At 63.9% G+C, this 15,257-nt stretch carries 14 protein-coding genes and 1 tRNA gene; 9 read left to right on the top strand and 6 right to left on the bottom strand.

Annotated elements, in window-relative coordinates:
* Nucleotides 1–7: 7 nt before the first annotated feature.
* Nucleotides 8–967, bottom strand: a complete 960-nt coding sequence (locus tag DEIPE_RS03065) for an ABC transporter ATP-binding protein (RefSeq protein ID WP_245557623.1) — start codon at nucleotides 965–967, stop codon at nucleotides 8–10.
* A gap of 46 nt (nucleotides 968–1,013) precedes the next feature.
* Nucleotides 1,014–1,685: a PIG-L deacetylase family protein gene (locus tag DEIPE_RS03060; protein ID WP_015234526.1), complete on the bottom strand. Its 672-nt coding sequence runs from the start codon at nucleotides 1,683–1,685 to the stop codon at nucleotides 1,014–1,016.
* Nucleotides 1,686–1,892: 207 nt separating this feature from the next.
* On the opposite strand from DEIPE_RS03060, the gene DEIPE_RS03055 reads away from it, so the two are divergent.
* Both DEIPE_RS03055 and DEIPE_RS03050 read left to right on the top strand, forming a co-directional pair.
* Complete coding sequence (locus DEIPE_RS03055) at nucleotides 1,893–2,870, top strand: GNAT family N-acetyltransferase (protein ID WP_015234525.1); 978 nt, start codon at nucleotides 1,893–1,895, stop codon at nucleotides 2,868–2,870.
* Between the two features lie 261 nt (nucleotides 2,871–3,131).
* Nucleotides 3,132–4,274 (top strand): acyltransferase family protein, encoded by a 1,143-nt coding sequence (locus tag DEIPE_RS03050; protein WP_015234524.1) that lies wholly within the window; start codon nucleotides 3,132–3,134, stop codon nucleotides 4,272–4,274.
* Between the two features lie 210 nt (nucleotides 4,275–4,484).
* Here the strand turns inward: DEIPE_RS03050 and dcd are convergent, their stop codons facing one another.
* A complete protein-coding gene (gene dcd / locus DEIPE_RS03045) occupies nucleotides 4,485–5,048 on the bottom strand; it encodes a dCTP deaminase (protein ID WP_015234523.1) in 564 nt (187 codons plus the stop codon).
* A 198-nt stretch (nucleotides 5,049–5,246) separates the two neighbouring features.
* On the opposite strand from dcd, the gene era reads away from it, so the two are divergent.
* The 7 genes from era (at nucleotide 5,247) to DEIPE_RS03010 (ending at nucleotide 12,938) form a co-directional block, all read left to right on the top strand.
* Nucleotides 5,247–6,185: a GTPase Era gene (gene era / locus DEIPE_RS03040; protein WP_015234522.1), complete on the top strand. Its 939-nt coding sequence runs from the start codon at nucleotides 5,247–5,249 to the stop codon at nucleotides 6,183–6,185.
* A 101-nt stretch (nucleotides 6,186–6,286) separates the two neighbouring features.
* Nucleotides 6,287–7,579, top strand: coding sequence for a thymidine phosphorylase (locus tag DEIPE_RS03035; RefSeq protein ID WP_015234521.1), 1,293 nt, complete (start codon nucleotides 6,287–6,289; stop codon nucleotides 7,577–7,579).
* Nucleotides 7,580–7,676: 97 nt separating this feature from the next.
* Entirely contained in the window at nucleotides 7,677–8,168 is a 492-nt protein-coding gene (locus DEIPE_RS03030; protein WP_015234520.1) for a LapA family protein, read from the top strand.
* A gap of 139 nt (nucleotides 8,169–8,307) precedes the next feature.
* Nucleotides 8,308–9,219, top strand: coding sequence for an acetyl-CoA carboxylase, carboxyltransferase subunit beta (gene accD, locus DEIPE_RS03025; RefSeq protein WP_015234519.1), 912 nt, complete (start codon nucleotides 8,308–8,310; stop codon nucleotides 9,217–9,219).
* Nucleotides 9,216–10,157 (top strand): acetyl-CoA carboxylase carboxyltransferase subunit alpha, encoded by a 942-nt coding sequence (locus tag DEIPE_RS03020; RefSeq protein WP_015234518.1) that lies wholly within the window; start codon nucleotides 9,216–9,218, stop codon nucleotides 10,155–10,157. Before accD ends, DEIPE_RS03020 begins: the two co-directional genes overlap by 4 nt.
* 75 nt (nucleotides 10,158–10,232) lie before the next feature.
* Nucleotides 10,233–10,307 (top strand) — tRNA-Asn (locus tag DEIPE_RS03015).
* Between the two features lie 1,074 nt (nucleotides 10,308–11,381).
* Entirely contained in the window at nucleotides 11,382–12,938 is a 1,557-nt protein-coding gene (locus DEIPE_RS03010; RefSeq protein WP_041230666.1) for a PxKF domain-containing protein, read from the top strand.
* A 22-nt stretch (nucleotides 12,939–12,960) separates the two neighbouring features.
* On the opposite strand, the gene DEIPE_RS03005 is transcribed toward DEIPE_RS03010, so the two are convergent.
* The 3 genes from DEIPE_RS03005 to DEIPE_RS02995 all read right to left on the bottom strand — a co-directional run bounded on the left by DEIPE_RS03005 (nucleotide 12,961) and on the right by DEIPE_RS02995 (nucleotide 14,989).
* Nucleotides 12,961–14,325 (bottom strand): tyrosine-type recombinase/integrase, encoded by a 1,365-nt coding sequence (locus DEIPE_RS03005; RefSeq protein ID WP_015234515.1) that lies wholly within the window; start codon nucleotides 14,323–14,325, stop codon nucleotides 12,961–12,963.
* 138 nt (nucleotides 14,326–14,463) lie between these two features.
* Nucleotides 14,464–14,586: a helix-turn-helix domain-containing protein gene (locus DEIPE_RS24645; protein ID WP_217218459.1), complete on the bottom strand. Its 123-nt coding sequence runs from the start codon at nucleotides 14,584–14,586 to the stop codon at nucleotides 14,464–14,466.
* A gap of 55 nt (nucleotides 14,587–14,641) precedes the next feature.
* Nucleotides 14,642–14,989, bottom strand: coding sequence for a hypothetical protein (locus DEIPE_RS02995; RefSeq protein WP_015234513.1), 348 nt, complete (start codon nucleotides 14,987–14,989; stop codon nucleotides 14,642–14,644).
* Nucleotides 14,990–15,257 lie beyond the last annotated feature (268 nt).

Genomic DNA, 15,257 nt, shown 5'->3' with positions numbered 1-15,257 from the left:
TCCTTGGTCAGGCGCCGAGGCGCTCGCGGTAGTACTCGTACAGATCGAACAGGTCCGGTGCGGCCTCGAAGACCCGCACCCCTTCCAGCGCCAGGCGTGACAGCGCTTCGGGCACGACCGTTTCATTGGTCAGTTCAACCACCGCATACGGTGCGCGGGCCGACACGCGCGAAACGAACGGCAGATTGCGCAGCACGCTCACGGCGCGCTGCGGGTCGTCCACGCGGAAGCGGAAGGCATTGTGGCGCGAGCGCAGATCGACGGTGTCGACCAGGCGGCCACCACTGAGAATGCCCACCGTATGCGCGTAACCGGCGATCTCCCGCAAATGGTGACTGGACAAGATAACCGCGCCGCCGCTCGCGGCATGATCGGCGACAATACGGTGAATCAGGCTGATGCCCAGCGGATCGAGGCCGCTGGTGGGCTCGTCGAGAATCAATACCTTGGGGACGGCCAGAATGGCCGCGGCCACGCCCAGACGCTGGCGCTGGCCCAGCGAGAATTCACGTACGGGCCGGTCGGCCATGCGGGTCAGCTCGACGAGTGCCAGCACTTCCCGCACCCGCTCCATCCCGATGCGTGCCCCCCGGCTGCCCTGGGCCGCGAGTCGTGCGTGCATCACAAGATTCTGCGCGCCGGAAAACCGGGGGTAAAACCGGGCAGGCGCTTCTACCACGGCGCCCAGCAAAGCGCGCGCCCGGCTGCCTTCTTCATGGACGTTGCGGCCCAGCAGGTGAACCGAGCCGCTCGAAGGAATCGCCAGGCCGGTGACCGAGCGAATGAGGGTGGTCTTGCCGGCGCCGTTCGGGCCGGTCAGTGCGAACACCTCACCGGCCTTGACCATCAGGTTGATGTTTTCGAGGACGACGCTTTTGCCGTAACGTTTGCCCAGGCCGCGCACGGCCACTGCCGGAAGGCGCTCGTCGGGCGTGCCGGAGGAAGCGGGCGCTCGAGGTTCTGTGATCACGCTTCAGCTTAACGCGCGGTGAAGGTCTTCTGAGGTGAATTTTCTATGCCCTTCTCTCTCCCTGCCAGGACTGCGAGCTGGCCCGATGAAAGGTCTCGCGTGGCACGCGCTCCGAGAAGCGGCGCAGCCAGTCCACCGTCGACAGGGCCTGCGAGCGGTGACAGGCCATGGCACGCAGCTTGAGTGCCGTGAAAGCGCTGACATCCCGCTCGATGTTCGGCGCGAGGTACGAAGCCAGCAGCTGTGGGTCCTCGGGCGGCACGCCGGCATAAAACCACAGTTCGGGCAGCGCTTCGCCCTGGCTCTCCATGACCTTCCAGGCAGCCCGCACTGCCGCCGAGGTGGCAACATGGTCCGGGTGGCCGTTCGAGCCGTTGGGTGGAAAGGTCAGCACAATTTGTGGGCGGAACCTTCGCACGGCATTCTGCACGGTCAGGGCGAGTTCTTCCAGAAGCACGTTTTTCAGGCCGCCATCGGGGTAAGCGAGCTGCTGGTGGTCCTGCACTCCCAGGACGTCGAGGCAGGCGCGCAGTTCTGCCGCGCGCAACGTGGCGAGCTCTTCCGGGGAGGCCGCCAACCCCAGCGTACGGCCCTTTTCGCCGCGGGTGAGGGTCAGCAATCCGACTCGGTGACCTTCACCCGTCCACTCCAGGATGGTGCCACCCGCACCGTACACCTCATCGTCAGGGTGAGGAACGATCAAGAGCAGTTTCATGCCGGAACGCTAACACGGCGAGGCGCCGCATGCGCCACTCGGCGGATGGCGAAACGCGCGGTGCCCGGCACGATAGGGCATGAACTGCGCACCTCTCCCTCATGTCCCACCAGCCCACTTGGCACGCGCGACAATGGCGCCCGGCAAGGCTTCCTGCGTCGCGAACCCCGGCTGCGAAGCTGAGCGTTCCGAGTCGGAGGGCGAGTTATGACCAGCACGACCCGGCAAGAACTGCACGTCCGCGAAGCGACCCCTGACGACTACGAGCAGCTTGCCGCACTGCTCAGCGCGACCTGGCCCGACAGTCCCGAAACAGTGCGCAGCCTGCGGGAGGAGGACCGTGAACGCGAGGCACGCTGCCGTCACCTGCGGCTGCTCGCCTTCGACGGTGAGCGCCTGGTCGGAGCCTGCGGTTACGGTCAGTTTGCCGGCATGTACCACCCGCGTAAATTTTACGCGTGGGTGCGCGTTCATCCTGCGCATGAAGGACAAGGCTTCGGGCGGCGTCTGGTGGACACCTTGCACCGGCGCCTGGCGCGCTTCGATCCCATCTCGGTGCTGGCCAGCACCCGCGAAGACCACCGGCGGGGCATGAACTTCGCGCAGCAGCAGGGCATGTCCGAGAAAATGCGCTATTTCGAGTCGCGCCTGGACGTCAACAGCTTCGATTTCACGCCTTATGCACACGTGCTGCCGGACATTCGGGCGCGTGGTTTCGAGATCCGCGCCCTGAGCGAATTTCCCGACGACGAAGAGCACCGGCGCAAGCTGTACGAACTTTTCTGTGACATTCGCCGGGATGTTCCGCGCCCGGACGAAGCCAGCGAAATCGCGCACGATTTCTTCGTCTCGGCCACCTACGACAGTCCGTACTTCTTGCCCCCGGGATACCTGATCGCGGTGGATACGCGCAGCGGCGCCTGGGCGGGCAGTTCGGCCCTGTGGAAGAGCGACCAGGCCTACCTCGACACCGGACTCACGGGCGTACGGCGCGCGTATCGGCGCCAGGGACTGGCCCTCGCCATGAAACTGCGCGCCATCGAGTTCGCGCGCCGCGAGGGAGCACCGGAAATTCGCACTGGCAACGAAACGAACAACCGCCCGATGCTGGCGATCAACGAGCGGCTCGGCTTTGTCAAACAGCCGGCCTGGGTCGACTTCGTGAAGGTGCTGACTCGTGAGTAACTGCAGGGGCGGGATCGGCCCCGTCGTGCCCGAGCCATGAGGTGTTCCGCGCTGGACCGGGCGTGCCCACCGCGCACCTGCTCATGAAATCCCCATCTTTTCCGGTCATGCCCTCACAAGCGTGACCATCCGTTTTGAGTTCCTTCAATCAGGGTGACGAAACCGGTTGGCGGGGAACGAACCACCTACCCTTTGGCTCAAACGATGCGAGGCTGCCAGGCGGCAGCACGTCGCCGTTCACACCAGACGAGGTGAGCTTTCGTGCAGGACCTGCAGCGTACGGACTATGTGTTCGTCAACAACATCCGCTTTGTCGCCATGATCTCGATCATTGCAGTTCATGCACACTTCCTGACCTACCACGAGGACCTCAGCTTCCTGCCCTCGCTGGTGCTGCTGCAGGCGTTCAAGTTCGGTACCATCTGTTTTTTCATGATCTCGGGGTTTTTGCTGGGTGGCCAGCTGCTGTCGCGTCCTCCCGGCGAATACCTGCGCCGGCGCGTCAACAGCACCTTTGCGCCCTGGTTGTTCTGGGCCACGCTGTTCATCGTGCTGTTGACCTTCAAGGATGCCGCGCTGGGACGGTTGACCCTGGCCGAAATCGGCAAGAACCTGATCGACACGTTGTTTTTCACCAACTTCTGGTTCGTACCCAACTTTTTGCTGGCCCTGACCATGCTGCTGCTGCTGCGCCGCTGGTTCGAGCGCCCGTGGCTGGGTGCGGCGCTGCTGGGCCTGACGCTGTTCTACAGCGCCAACATCTACCTGCGCTGGCTTCCCACCGAGCACACCACGGCCCTGCTGGGCTTCGTGTTCTACCTGTGGCTGGGCGTGCAGGCGAGCCGCCACGCGGGCCCGCTGATCGCGGCCGTCCGCCGCTTGCCTTGGCCGCTGCTCATCGTGACGGTGGGCGCCACCTGGGCGCTGGCACTGTTCGAAGGCCTTCAGGTGCGCGCGCATAGCGCGCCCGACGTGCTGAACACCCTGCGCCTCAGCAACCAGCTGTTTTCGCTGGCGGTGTTCGCCGCGCTGCTCAAGTTCGACTGTCCACTGTGGCCCCGCTGGATGGACGTGCGCCGTCATACTTTCGGCCTGTTCCTAAGTCACTGGCTGGTCCTGACCGTGTGCATCGACTTGCTGACCGTCGTCGGTGGCCAGTTGACCGGGGTTGGGCGCGCAGAATTCGCCGCCAACCCCGGGTCCTACATTCAGCATCCTGCCACCCGGTTGGCATTGTGGGCTGCGATGTTCGTGGTGGTCTACGGCGTCTCCTTCGTGCTGACCCGCTTCCTGGCGCGTTCGGCTTTGTGGTCGTGGACGGTGGGTGCAGGCGCCACAAGTCGCGCGAGTGGCGAGCAGCGGCTGCCCGGCACCCACACGCAGACTTCGGGCGGGCACGACTGATCTCAAACGGCGTTGACGACGGGGCGACAAGACAGCGAGCGTACTCAGCGACGGGGTTGCCGCAATGCAGCCCCTGAGTATGTGCTCAGGCTCTCCGAAATGAACGACAGTTCGTATGACAGGCCTTGACCGGTACTGCACCGCACCAAGGCCACGCCCGGGACAGGTGGCCTGGGCGTCGCTCCGAACTTCCCGATCTTACAGTTGGGCTTACAGCTTGGGCAGCGTGACGCCGGTCTGTCCCTGGTACTTGCCCTGGCGATCCCGGTACGTGACGTCGGGGCGGTCGCCTTCAAAAAAGAGCAGCTGCACGATGCCCTCGTTGGCATACACCTTGGCCGGCAGGGGCGTGGTGTTGCTGAGCTCCAGCGTGACGTGGCCTTCCCAGCCGGGCTCCAGCGGCGTGACGTTGGCCACGATACCGCAGCGCGCGTACGAGCTTTTTCCCAGGGCCACAACCATCACGGTGTCCGGAATGCGCAGGTACTCGACGCTGCGCGTCAGCACGAAGGAGTTGGGAGGAATGATGCACTCGTCGCCGTCGAACTCGACAAGGGACTGCACGTCGAAGGACTTGGGATCGACCACAGTATTGAAGGCATTGACGAAAATGCGCCATTCGGGTGCGGCGCGCAGATCGTAGCCGAAGCTCGACAGGCCGAAGCTGATGATGCCGCGGCCGCTTTCGCTTTTCCGCACAAGATTGTCAGAGAACGGTTCGATCATGCCCTCACGGGCGCGCTCGCGAATCCACCAGTCGGGCCGGATGCTCATGGAGAGATTCTACGGGTTGGATCGTGCCTTCTCCACGCATCGCGGTGTTTCCTCTCCCCACGGTCCTGCCGTCACCGTGCCGCCGGTCCCCGCGGTGTGACGAGGTGGTCACCCTACCAGCTGAGGGAGCGCGATCTGAAGGGATACTGACGACGCGCGGAACCACGCACGTATGCGTGCGTGTCACAATGGAACGTTATGAATACTGGTTCCTCTGAACTGAACACCTCGGGAAACACACAAAGCCAGACCCGGTCGGGTTTCGTGGCCATCGTCGGCAAGCCCAACGTCGGAAAAAGCACTCTGCTCAACAGCATGCTGGGTGTCAAGGTCGCTCCCATCTCGCCCAAGCCGCAGACTTCGCGGCGGGGCGTGCGCGGCATCTACTCGACTCCGGAAGAGCAGATCGTTTTTGTCGACACGCCGGGCCTGCACCGGCCCAAGGACGCGCTGGGCAAGTACATGAACGGAGAAGTGCACTCGGCGCTGGCCGACGTGGACGTGATTCTGTGGGTGGTGGACCTGCGTCACCCCCCAGCCGACGAGGACGAGCTGGTCGCCCGGATCGTGCGTGACCTCCCCAAACCGCTGGTGCTGGTCGGCAACAAGCTCGACGCCGCCAAGTACCCCGACGAGGCCCTGCGTCTGTACGCCGCGCAACTCGAAGGCCGCACGGGCGATACCCAGCAGGTGATGCTGAGCGCCCAGAACGATCCGGGCGCCACAGCCGAGCTGCGCGCCAGCGTACTGGCCCTCCTGCCTGAAAACCCGTTCTTTTTCCCGGTCGGAGCCGCTTCGGACCAGTCACGCGAGGACTGGGCCGCCGAGATCATCCGCGAGGAAGCCATGAAGCGCCTGCGTGACGAGATTCCCTACGCCATCGCTACGCGCGTGACCAGCTGGACCGAGCGGCAAGACGGCCTGCAGCGCATCGAGGCCGAACTGGTGGTCGAGAAGCAGTCTCACAAGGGCATCGTGATCGGGCAGGGCGGCAAACAGCTGCGCGACATCGGTCAGGCCGCGCGCAAGCAGCTGGAAGTCTTTTTGAGCAAGCATATCTACCTGGGCCTGGAGGTCATCGTGATTCCCAACTGGCGCGCTGACCAGGAAGCCCTGCGCGAGCTGGGATACGAGTAAGCCGCCGGTTCTTGCCCGGCAAACAAGCGGCGTGACGAAGCGGAAGGCAGGGTGAGCGTGGCCCGGCTTTCCGCTTTTCGGGTACAACCTGATGGAGACTTATGACGATTCCGGACCTGATTCAAAAAAAGCGCGACGGACAGGAGCATTCCCGTGACGACCTCGAACGGCTGATCGGTGGATACACGGCGGGGAGCGTGCCTGACTATCAGGTGGCCGCCTGGCTGATGGCGGTGTACCTGCGCGGGATGAGCGCACGTGAAACCGCCGACCTGACCGAGGTCATGGCGGAAAGCGGCGACCTGCTCGATCTGAGCGCCCTGCCGGATACGGTGGACAAGCACTCAACCGGCGGGGTGGGGGACAAGACCAGCCTGGTGCTGGCCCCCATGCTGGCCGCGCTGGGCCTGACGGTCGCCAAGATGAGCGGACGCGGACTGGCGCATACCGGCGGAACCATCGACAAACTGGAGAGCATTCCCGGTTGGCAGGACCAGCTGAGCGAGGAAGCGTTTCTGCGCCAGGCGCGTGAAGTGGGCCTGGCGCTCGTGGGGCAGAGCAAAAACCTCGCCCCGGCAGACGGGTTGCTGTACGCGCTGCGCGATGTTACCGCGACCGTCGACAGTGTGCCCCTGATCGCGTCGAGCATCATGAGCAAGAAACTGGCGGCGGGCGCCAGAACCATCGTGCTGGATGTCAAGGTGGGGGCTGGCGCTTTCATGAAGACCCTGGAGGACGCCGAGATCCTGGCGCGCGCCATGGTCGACATCGGCCGCCATGCCGGGCGCCAGGTACGCGCGCTGCTGACCGACATGGAAACCCCCTTGGGCCACCTGGCCGGCAACAGCCTGGAAGTGCAGGAAGCGATTGCCACCCTGCGCGGCGAAGGTCCGGAGGATCTGCGAGATCTGTGCCTGGCGCTGGCCGAGGAAGCCTTGCAGGCCCACGGCACTGGACCCGACGAGGCCCGCGCGCGTGCCCGGGAAGTTATCGAGAACGGCGCAGCCCTCGGGAAACTGCGCGAATTTGTCGCTGTGCAGGGCGGAGACCCCCGCTTCGTGGACGATCCGGCGCTGCTCGACGTGGCGCCGGGTCGTCTGGAGATCACGGCCCAGCAGGCCGGGTATCTTGACGAGATCGACGCGCTGGCTGTCGGGCGGGCGGTGCTGCTGCTGGGCGGTGGACGCGAGCAGAAAGGGGAGGCCATCGATCATGGCGTGGGTGTCGAGCTGCCCTTCAAGCCGGGAGCGGCCGTGCAGCCAGGCGACGTGCTGGCGCGCCTGTATCACCGTGAACACGGCGTGGAGCACGCCGCGCAGCTGCTGCGCGCAGGGCTGCGCGTGACGCCCACGCGCCGTGAGCCCCCCCCGCTGGTGTTGGGCCGCGTTCATTGAGCCCGGCTTCCCCGTGCGCCTGGGCCAGCTCACCTTCACCTGACCCCACGTCCGTGTTCATGCCCGCCCTGCTAGGCTGAGGCACCGGAGGTTTCTCATGAAGCTCAATACCGTCGTGCTGATTGTGGTGCTGGCGCTGCTGATCGTGTTCGCAGTCTTCAACTTCGACGCCTTGATGTATCCGCACACCCTCAATCTGTTTGGTGCTGCTTCCTATACCGTACCGCTGGGCATGATCGTGCTGGTGATCGGCGCCCTGATCGCGCTGCTCTTTTCGCTGCTCACCTCGTACGCCGATCTGCGTTCTCGTGCGGCGGAAGCGCGCACCCTGCGGGAAATGGAGAACCTGCGTCAATCGCTGGATCAGCAGGAGAGCAGCCGGTTCTCGCAGTTACAGGCTTACCTTTCGGAGCGCTTCGCGGCCCTGGAGCAAGGTGGAAGTAGAGGGCAGAGCGAACTGGGTCCGCAACTGGCGGCCCGCATGGACCGACTGCGCGACGAACTGTCCGCCGATCTCGGCCAGATTGACGACTACCTGCGTCGCCGTCTGGGCGACCTGCCCCCCGAAGATCGCCCCGGACGCTTCTGAAGTTGCGTACCGTGGAATGCTGACTGCTGCGCGTGGGCACCGCGCGTCCCTGCGGGGGCGGCAGTGAGCGAACGCGCGTTAGACTCAGTACAGCCGCGCCGCGCCGACGCCTCTAGAATGCGCGAAGGAGAAAAAGCCCTTGGCACTCGATAAGTTCTTCCGACGCAAAAAACCCCAGCAGACCACTGACTCCGAGGCGCTCCCGGACCTCTGGACCAAATGCACGTCGTGCAAGGCCAGCGTGTACAACCGCGATTTCGAGGCCAACGCCTACGTCTGCCCAAAATGCAACCACCATCAGCGCCTGGGCGCCACAAAGCGTGCCGAGGTGCTGCTTGACGACGGCAGCTTTGTGCAACTCAGCGGCCGGGTCACCCCGCTTGATCCCCTCGGGTTCGTCGATACCGAACCGTACCCCGAGCGGCTGCGGCGCGCGCAGGCCAAGACGGGCCGACCCGACGCCATTCTGACGGGAACCGGACGGATTCTGGGGCAAGAGGTCACGGTCGCCATCATGGACTTCGACTTCAGTGGGGGCAGCATGGGCAGTGTCGTCGGTGAAGAGATCACCCGCGCAGCCGAGCACGCCACCCGTACCAACACGCCCTTCGTGCTGGTCGCGGCGTCCGGTGGAGCGCGCATGCAGGAAAGCGCCCTGAGCCTGATGCAGATGGCGAAGACGACCGTCGCCCTCGAAGGCCTGGCCGATGCCCGCCTGCCTTACATCAGCATCCTGACCGATCCGACGACCGGGGGTGTCACGGCGAGTTTTGCCACCATCGCTGACGTGATCATCGCCGAGCCCGGTGCGCTGATCGGCTTTGCCGGGCCCCGCGTCATTCAGCAGACCATCCGTCAGAACCTCCCGGATGGCTTTCAGCGTGCAGAATTCCTGCTGGAGCACGGCATGGTCGATCTGGTCACCGACCGCCGTCAGCAGCGCGAAGTCCTTGGGCAGCTCCTCACGGTGTTGATGGCAACGCGGCGCCCCCAGGCTCCGAGCGTCCAGCTCGAACACGGCAACGCGATGACCGAGCGGGGTGCGGTATGAGCGAAGCCAGCCTGCAAGGCCTGGAACGTCAGATTGTCGATCTGGAGCGCCTGGCACGTGAAACCGGCGAGAACTTCGAGGCAGAACTGCAACCGCTGCGCGACAAGCTGGGCCGGCTCCGCAGCGAGCGCAGTCAGAACCTCAGTCGCTGGGAGCGGGTTCAACTGGCCCGCGCACCCGGAAGGCCGACCGCGCTCGAGTACGTGCACCGGCTGTTCACCGGCTTCGTAGAGCTGCACGGTGACCGCGCCTTTGGCGACGACCCGGCCCTGATCGGCGGTCCGGCGCAGTTCGGGGACCAGAGCGTGATGCTGCTGATGCAGCACAAGGGGCGTGATACCAAGGGCAAGATCCGCCGCCGTTTTGGTATGAGCAATCCCGAGGGTTATCGCAAGGCCATCCGGTTGATGGACCTCGCCGACAAGTTCGGCCTGCCGGTGATTGCGCTCATAGACACACCCGGCGCGTATCCCGGCATCGAGGCCGAGGAACGGGGACAGGGCTGGGCGATTGCCGAGAGCATTCAGCGTATGGCCCGGCTGCGCGTTCCGGTGGTGTGTGCCGTGATCGGCGAGGGCGGTTCCGGCGGCGCCCTGGCGATCGGGGTAGGCAACCGCGTGCTGATTCAGGAAAACGCCTGGTACAGCGTTATTTCCCCCGAGGCCTGCGCCAGCATCGTCTGGCGCGACGCCGCCAAAGCTCCCGAAGCCGCCGAGGCCTTGCAGCTCACGGCGCCGGACCTCAAGCGCCTCGGGATCGTCGAAGATGTCATTGCTGAGCCCGTAGGGGGTGCGCATCTCGATGCGGTCGAAGCGGCGCGCCTGCTGGGGGAGGCCCTGGAGCTGCACCTGCGCGAACTGCAACAGCTCAGTTCGGAACAGCTGCTCGCCCAGCGCTCGCAGCGTTTTCGCCGCCTGGGTGTGTTCGCGGAAGTTTGAGCTTCCCACTTGCGTCCCCGAAACACCTTTGCTACACTTCTTCTCGCTGACCGCGCCCACGCGCGCCAGCGGTGTTCGGCAGTAGCTCAGCGGTAGAGCGTTCGACTGTTAATCGAATGGTCGTAGGTTCGATCCCTACCTGCCGAGCCAGAAAAAACCCCCTCCAGGAGGGGGTTTTCCTTTTGGGAGAAAAACTGAATATGGGCTGATCGACGCCGTGCCACTAAAAGTGCCACTAAATGTCATTTTCAGTTTTCGCGACGCTCCGCCACCCTGCGGGTCCACGCTTCGTGTTACCGGGCAGGGCGACGACGTCAGGGTACAGCGGCGCCCGTCTGATCATGCCTTTTCTCAGCGTAAGCGTTCGGTGCGAGGCGACCACTGCGCGTCAAGTTTGGTTGATGGCGCTGTATGGCGCGGCAGTGAGGTTGAACGATGTTCGCTGCCTTGCCGACTTTTGGCGCGAATTCTTTCCGGTTTTTTCGAAACCCTGGAATGGGCAGCGGGCGAGATGATTGAACTGATGAACAATGACGGTGGCGTCCCGTAAGTGAGTAAAATGAGCTTCTATAAACATGCTGCGCCTGCCTCCTCACAACATGTTCGTCGGTAATAATTGACGGCCAGGCACTGAAGTCGTCGTTCGAGCATGCGGCAACCACATAACGAGTCAATGAAAACCGATGGGTTCCGTGAGCATCCCCACTGCTGCTGGCAAAAGCGATCAAGCATTGCGGTGGGGCCATCCAGCAAGGAAGGCTGAGATTAAGGTCAAATTTGCGGTGATGGTACAGACAGCCCGTCTCCACCCTTGCCGGCGAGAAGGGCAAAGCAGAAGGCGAAAGAGAACCATAAATCGTTTAGCGTTTGTATACTCTTCTAACCTAACGTCTAAGCTTTCCCGTATACAACTAACTTTTTACTCATGATACTCTTTATCTCTGAAAGACCCCTATGCGCGAGAAGTTTTTAACTTTAACATCAACACACGCAACTGAAGCTCAGCTGATGGAAAGAGCAAGAAAGTCTCAAGTAGGGCACTTTCAACGCTAGCCACCCGTCTCAACCGCCCGTGGAGGAAGGCAACGCGTGCAGGCTCGCAAGACCTGACAGGAACGACGGCCCCAGGAGTTCGTCCTTTTGCAGCAAGTTGCGCTCTGCGACGCAGCCCGAGCCTCAAACACGCAGAAAAGGAAACGGCTGATGCACCCTCCCGTTCGAGCATTGAGTGCTGTACTCCTGTCCCTCTCCCTGGCCGCCTGCGGCACCCAGCCCAAAAGCACTCCAGCGCAAACCGCCGTGATACCGCTCGACACCGTCACCGTGAGCGATAACGATCTTGTGACCAGCGGAAAACGTTCCATCCAGCCTGGTCAGGCTGGAACTGTCAGCGTGTACCTGGTCGCCACCAGTGAAGCAGGAGATGCCAGAAACTGCAACGCCACACCCGGACAATCCGTGCGGGTGGCACTGACCACGACCGACCCCAGAATCGAGAAGGACTCCACCGGCATCGCCGGATATACCACCCTGACGGATTGCGGTCAAAGCGCGGCGGGCAGCATCCGCTACAGCGCGTCCACCAGCGCTACTCCCAGCACCGACGACAGTGACGTCGCCCGCATGACCCTGGTCGCCTCCGGCGGCAAACAAGGCAGCACCTACACTTACCCGCTGGCTTCCTTTACCGTTCAGTTCACCCCCGCACCTCCTCCTCAGGCTCCCCGCGACAGCAGCGGTCCGGAGATTACGTCGGAAATCATCGGCACGTTAGGCCTGAACAACTGGTATACCAGCGACGTCACGGTACGCTGGAACGTCACTGACGACGGGAGCGCGATCAGCAGCATGACCGGCTGTGACGCCAGCACGGCTCAGGAAGATACCTCCGGGCTGACGCTCACCTGTTCTGCCACCAGCGCGGGCGGAACGACCAGCCGATCCGTCACCTTCAAGCGTGACGCGACGGCGCCCACCATCAGTGCCGCCCCCAGTCGCGCGCCCAACCAGCATGGCTGGTACAACGACGATGTGAACGTCAACTTCACCTGCAACGACAGCCAGCCCGGATCGGGCCTCGCCGCCGGCGCCTGCCCGTCCGCCCACACGCAATCAGAGGAGACCGGCCAGAATGGCCAGAATATCTCGAAGAGCGTGACCGACCAGGCGGGAAACTCGGCGACCAGCGACCCTGCCAACATCAAGCTCGACAAGACCGCCCCACGGCTCAACCCCAGCGTGACCCCCAACCCGGTGCTGCTTGGCGGGACGGCCAACGCCAGCGCGGGCGCCAGCGACCCCCTGTCAGGTCTCGCGAGCCAAGCCTGCGACGCGGTCGTGACCAGCCGTGTTGGTGCGCAGCAAGTAACCTGCCGCGCCGCTGACCTTGCCGGCAACACCGCCCAAGGCAACGCCGCGTACAGCGTCATTTACGAATTCCAGGGGTTCTTCAGCCCGGTGGACAACGGTGGCACGCTCAACCGCGCCAAGGCGGGCAGCGCTGTTCCCGTGAAGTTCAGCTTGAAGGGCGATCAGGGCCTGTCGATCCTCGCTTCCGGTTCTCCCACCGCCAAGGTCATCAATTGCAGCTCCACCGCGAGCACGGATGATGTCGAGGTGACCTCCACCGCGGGTTCGAGCAGCCTCAGCTTTGACAGCGTAGCCGGTCACTACGTGTACGTCTGGAAGACCGACAAGGCCTGGGCAGGCCAGTGCCGCCAACTGGTCGTAAAGCTGGCCGATGACACCGTACACACTGCCAACTTCACCTTTGTCCGCTGAAGAAGCCGCGCGCCCGATGGCGTTACCTCAAGTGCAGACCCACCCTCAGGGTAGGTCTGCACTTGCTTCCCGGGGCGCCAAGTCGAGCGCGGGGTGACCATCCCACACCGCGGCGCTGCTTCAGCAGAGACAGCGTCAACTTCATGGGCCGTGGCGAATCGCTCAACTGGCCGGGCACTGTCAATCGAGGACCCGTACGATGAACAGCACCGGACGCTACGGCGTACTGTCGTCCTCCAGCAACTCCTTCAAGCTGATCCGCCGCCCGCTTACGTTCCTGAGGCAGCACGTCCTGATACACCCGCGCGGTGAAGGCCGGATCGGCATGCCCGACAAACTCCGCGATCGCCCGCAGCGACAGGCCTTTTTTGGCGCCCAGGATGCTGACGTAGGTGCGGCGCAGGTCATGCACCCGGATCTTCTTCACGCCCGCTTCGCGGCACAGGCGGGTGTGGGTGCGGTTCATGGTGCTGGGCCGCAACGGCCAGCCGTCACTCCACGACAGAAATACGAAGTCCTCTTCCCGCCAGGGTGCGGGAGTCAAGGCCGTGACGGGCGCCCAGCGCTCACGGTGCTCCTGCAGGATCGGCAGCAGATCATTGGGCAGCGGCACCACCCGCACGGCGTTGCGCGACTTCGGCGGGCCGAACTGCAGCTTGCCGGCAATTTCGGTGATGGTCACCCGGACGTGCAGCTCACGCTGCTCGAAATCGAGGTCCTGCCAGCGCAAGCCCGCCAGTTCTCCGCGCCGCAGGCCGGTCAGGATCGCGGTGATCCACAGCGCCTTGAGTGGATGGTCCTGGACGTGCTGCCAGAAGGTCTGCACTTCGGTGAGCGTCCAGGACTGCTGGAGGGTGCGGGGCACCTTGGGCGCGCGAACCAGCGCGGCGACATTGCGGGCGAGGATTTCTTCGCGCACCGCGTCCTGCAAGGCGGTCTTGAGGTGATTGTGGGCCCGGCGGATGCTGGATTCCGACCTGCCCGCCTCGCGGAGCTTGCGGTGCAGCAGCCGGATGTCGTCGGTCGCGAGTTTCTCCAGCCGGACCGGACCGAGGTACGGCTTGACGTGATTCTTGAAGGTGCCGCGGTAATCGAGCAGGGTGGAAGGGCGGCGTTTGTCGTTCTGTTCTTTGGCGAGCAGCCAGCCATCGAGATACTCCCCCAGCGTTTTGCGCCAGGCGATGGTGAGGGTTCCTTTGTCCCGCTCGACCATCGCCTGGCGCAGGTACCGCTCGGCTTCTTTCTGGGACGCGAAGGCGCGCTCCAGGTGACGTTTGCCGCTGGGGTGATGCCAGGACAGCGGGACCCGCGCGACCCACTGCTCACGCTTTTTCCGGTAGAAGATGCTGCCGGAGTCGTTGCTGCGGCGTTTCTGGTTACGCAGCATGCCAGGAGCCTTCAAGCGTGGAGTCAGGCGCGCGGAAGGACCCTCCGTCAGGAGTGTGGGCGGTGGGGAAGCGGGCGTGGGTGGCGTGCATGGGGTTCCTTTCAGAACAGCGGCCCACCGAAGGGTGGGCCGCTGCTGTCATTGCTGGTGGAGGAGCTGCTCGTCGATCCAGCGCATCAGGGCCCGGCGTGGAAAACGGTAGCGTTGACCGAGGCGGATGCAGGGCAGGTACTTGGTTGCCAAACTGGCCAGGACCGTCACGCCCCTTCTAATCTGGTCGCCAACTTCGCGGTCGAAGGATGAACCGGCCTGCCTGTTAAAGGCGGCTCTCACCCGCTACCCCGTTCAGGGGCCGCTCGGCTGTCAGCGCCCGTTCCTCTGACGACTCAGGCAGCACGATCTCCACGGCGATCACTGCCTGCGGGGTGTAGAACTTGCTGCCGCTCACCGCGATGAAGCCGTCATGCGTGAGGCGCTCCAGAAAACGGCCGACTGCCTGGGCCGTACTCAGCGGAGTGTGAATCTCGGTGGGACTGGCGCCGCCCACCAGGTTCCCGTCGTGATCGAAGCTGCCCGACGGTGGGATGACGCTCACGAGTTCGGTCTCAAGTTCCTCGGCAAAATCCTGCTGCAGACCATCCGCGAAGTGAACCCGAATCGGCATGCCGAAGCCTACCACGGAGTCGATTCGGGCCGTGACGGACGTAAAAGGCACCCGAGATGGCTTCCGGGCGAGGCTGTCAGGAGGCTTCGTTCCCGACCACGGCGGCCTGGGAAGCGAAGCCGTACCCTCGGCCCCGTTCACTCCATTTCTTGGCTACTGGCCGGACTGAAAGAATTTGTAGATGGTCTCGATGCCGTTGACGTTCCCGTCAACATCGCGTTACAGGGACAGGTTTCCCTGGTCTCCGCACTGGTCGCCAACGTCCTAC

This window comes from Deinococcus peraridilitoris DSM 19664, assembly GCF_000317835.1.
GTDB classification, from domain to species: Bacteria; Deinococcota; Deinococci; order Deinococcales; family Deinococcaceae; genus Deinococcus_A; species Deinococcus_A peraridilitoris.
Note: the sequence above shows the minus strand (reverse complement) of the source record. Positions and strands in the feature narration are given on the sequence as shown.

What these genes read in the sequence shown, in the direction of transcription:
- DEIPE_RS02995 (WP_015234513.1), bottom strand. Translation starts at nt 14,989, where the DNA reads ATGCCGATTCGGGTTCACTTCGCGGATGGTCTGCAGCAGGATTTTGCC.
- DEIPE_RS03060 (WP_015234526.1), bottom strand. Translation starts at nt 1,685, where the DNA reads ATGAAACTGCTCTTGATCGTTCCTCACCCTGACGATGAGGTGTACGGT.
- DEIPE_RS03005 (WP_015234515.1), bottom strand. Translation starts at nt 14,325, where the DNA reads ATGCTGCGTAACCAGAAACGCCGCAGCAACGACTCCGGCAGCATCTTC.
- DEIPE_RS03055 (WP_015234525.1), top strand. Translation starts at nt 1,893, where the DNA reads ATGACCAGCACGACCCGGCAAGAACTGCACGTCCGCGAAGCGACCCCT.
- DEIPE_RS03020 (WP_015234518.1), top strand. Translation starts at nt 9,216, where the DNA reads ATGAGCGAAGCCAGCCTGCAAGGCCTGGAACGTCAGATTGTCGATCTG.
- DEIPE_RS03030 (WP_015234520.1), top strand. Translation starts at nt 7,677, where the DNA reads ATGAAGCTCAATACCGTCGTGCTGATTGTGGTGCTGGCGCTGCTGATC.
- era (WP_015234522.1), top strand. Translation starts at nt 5,247, where the DNA reads ATGAATACTGGTTCCTCTGAACTGAACACCTCGGGAAACACACAAAGC.
- DEIPE_RS03035 (WP_015234521.1), top strand. Translation starts at nt 6,287, where the DNA reads ATGACGATTCCGGACCTGATTCAAAAAAAGCGCGACGGACAGGAGCAT.
- dcd (WP_015234523.1), bottom strand. Translation starts at nt 5,048, where the DNA reads ATGAGCATCCGGCCCGACTGGTGGATTCGCGAGCGCGCCCGTGAGGGC.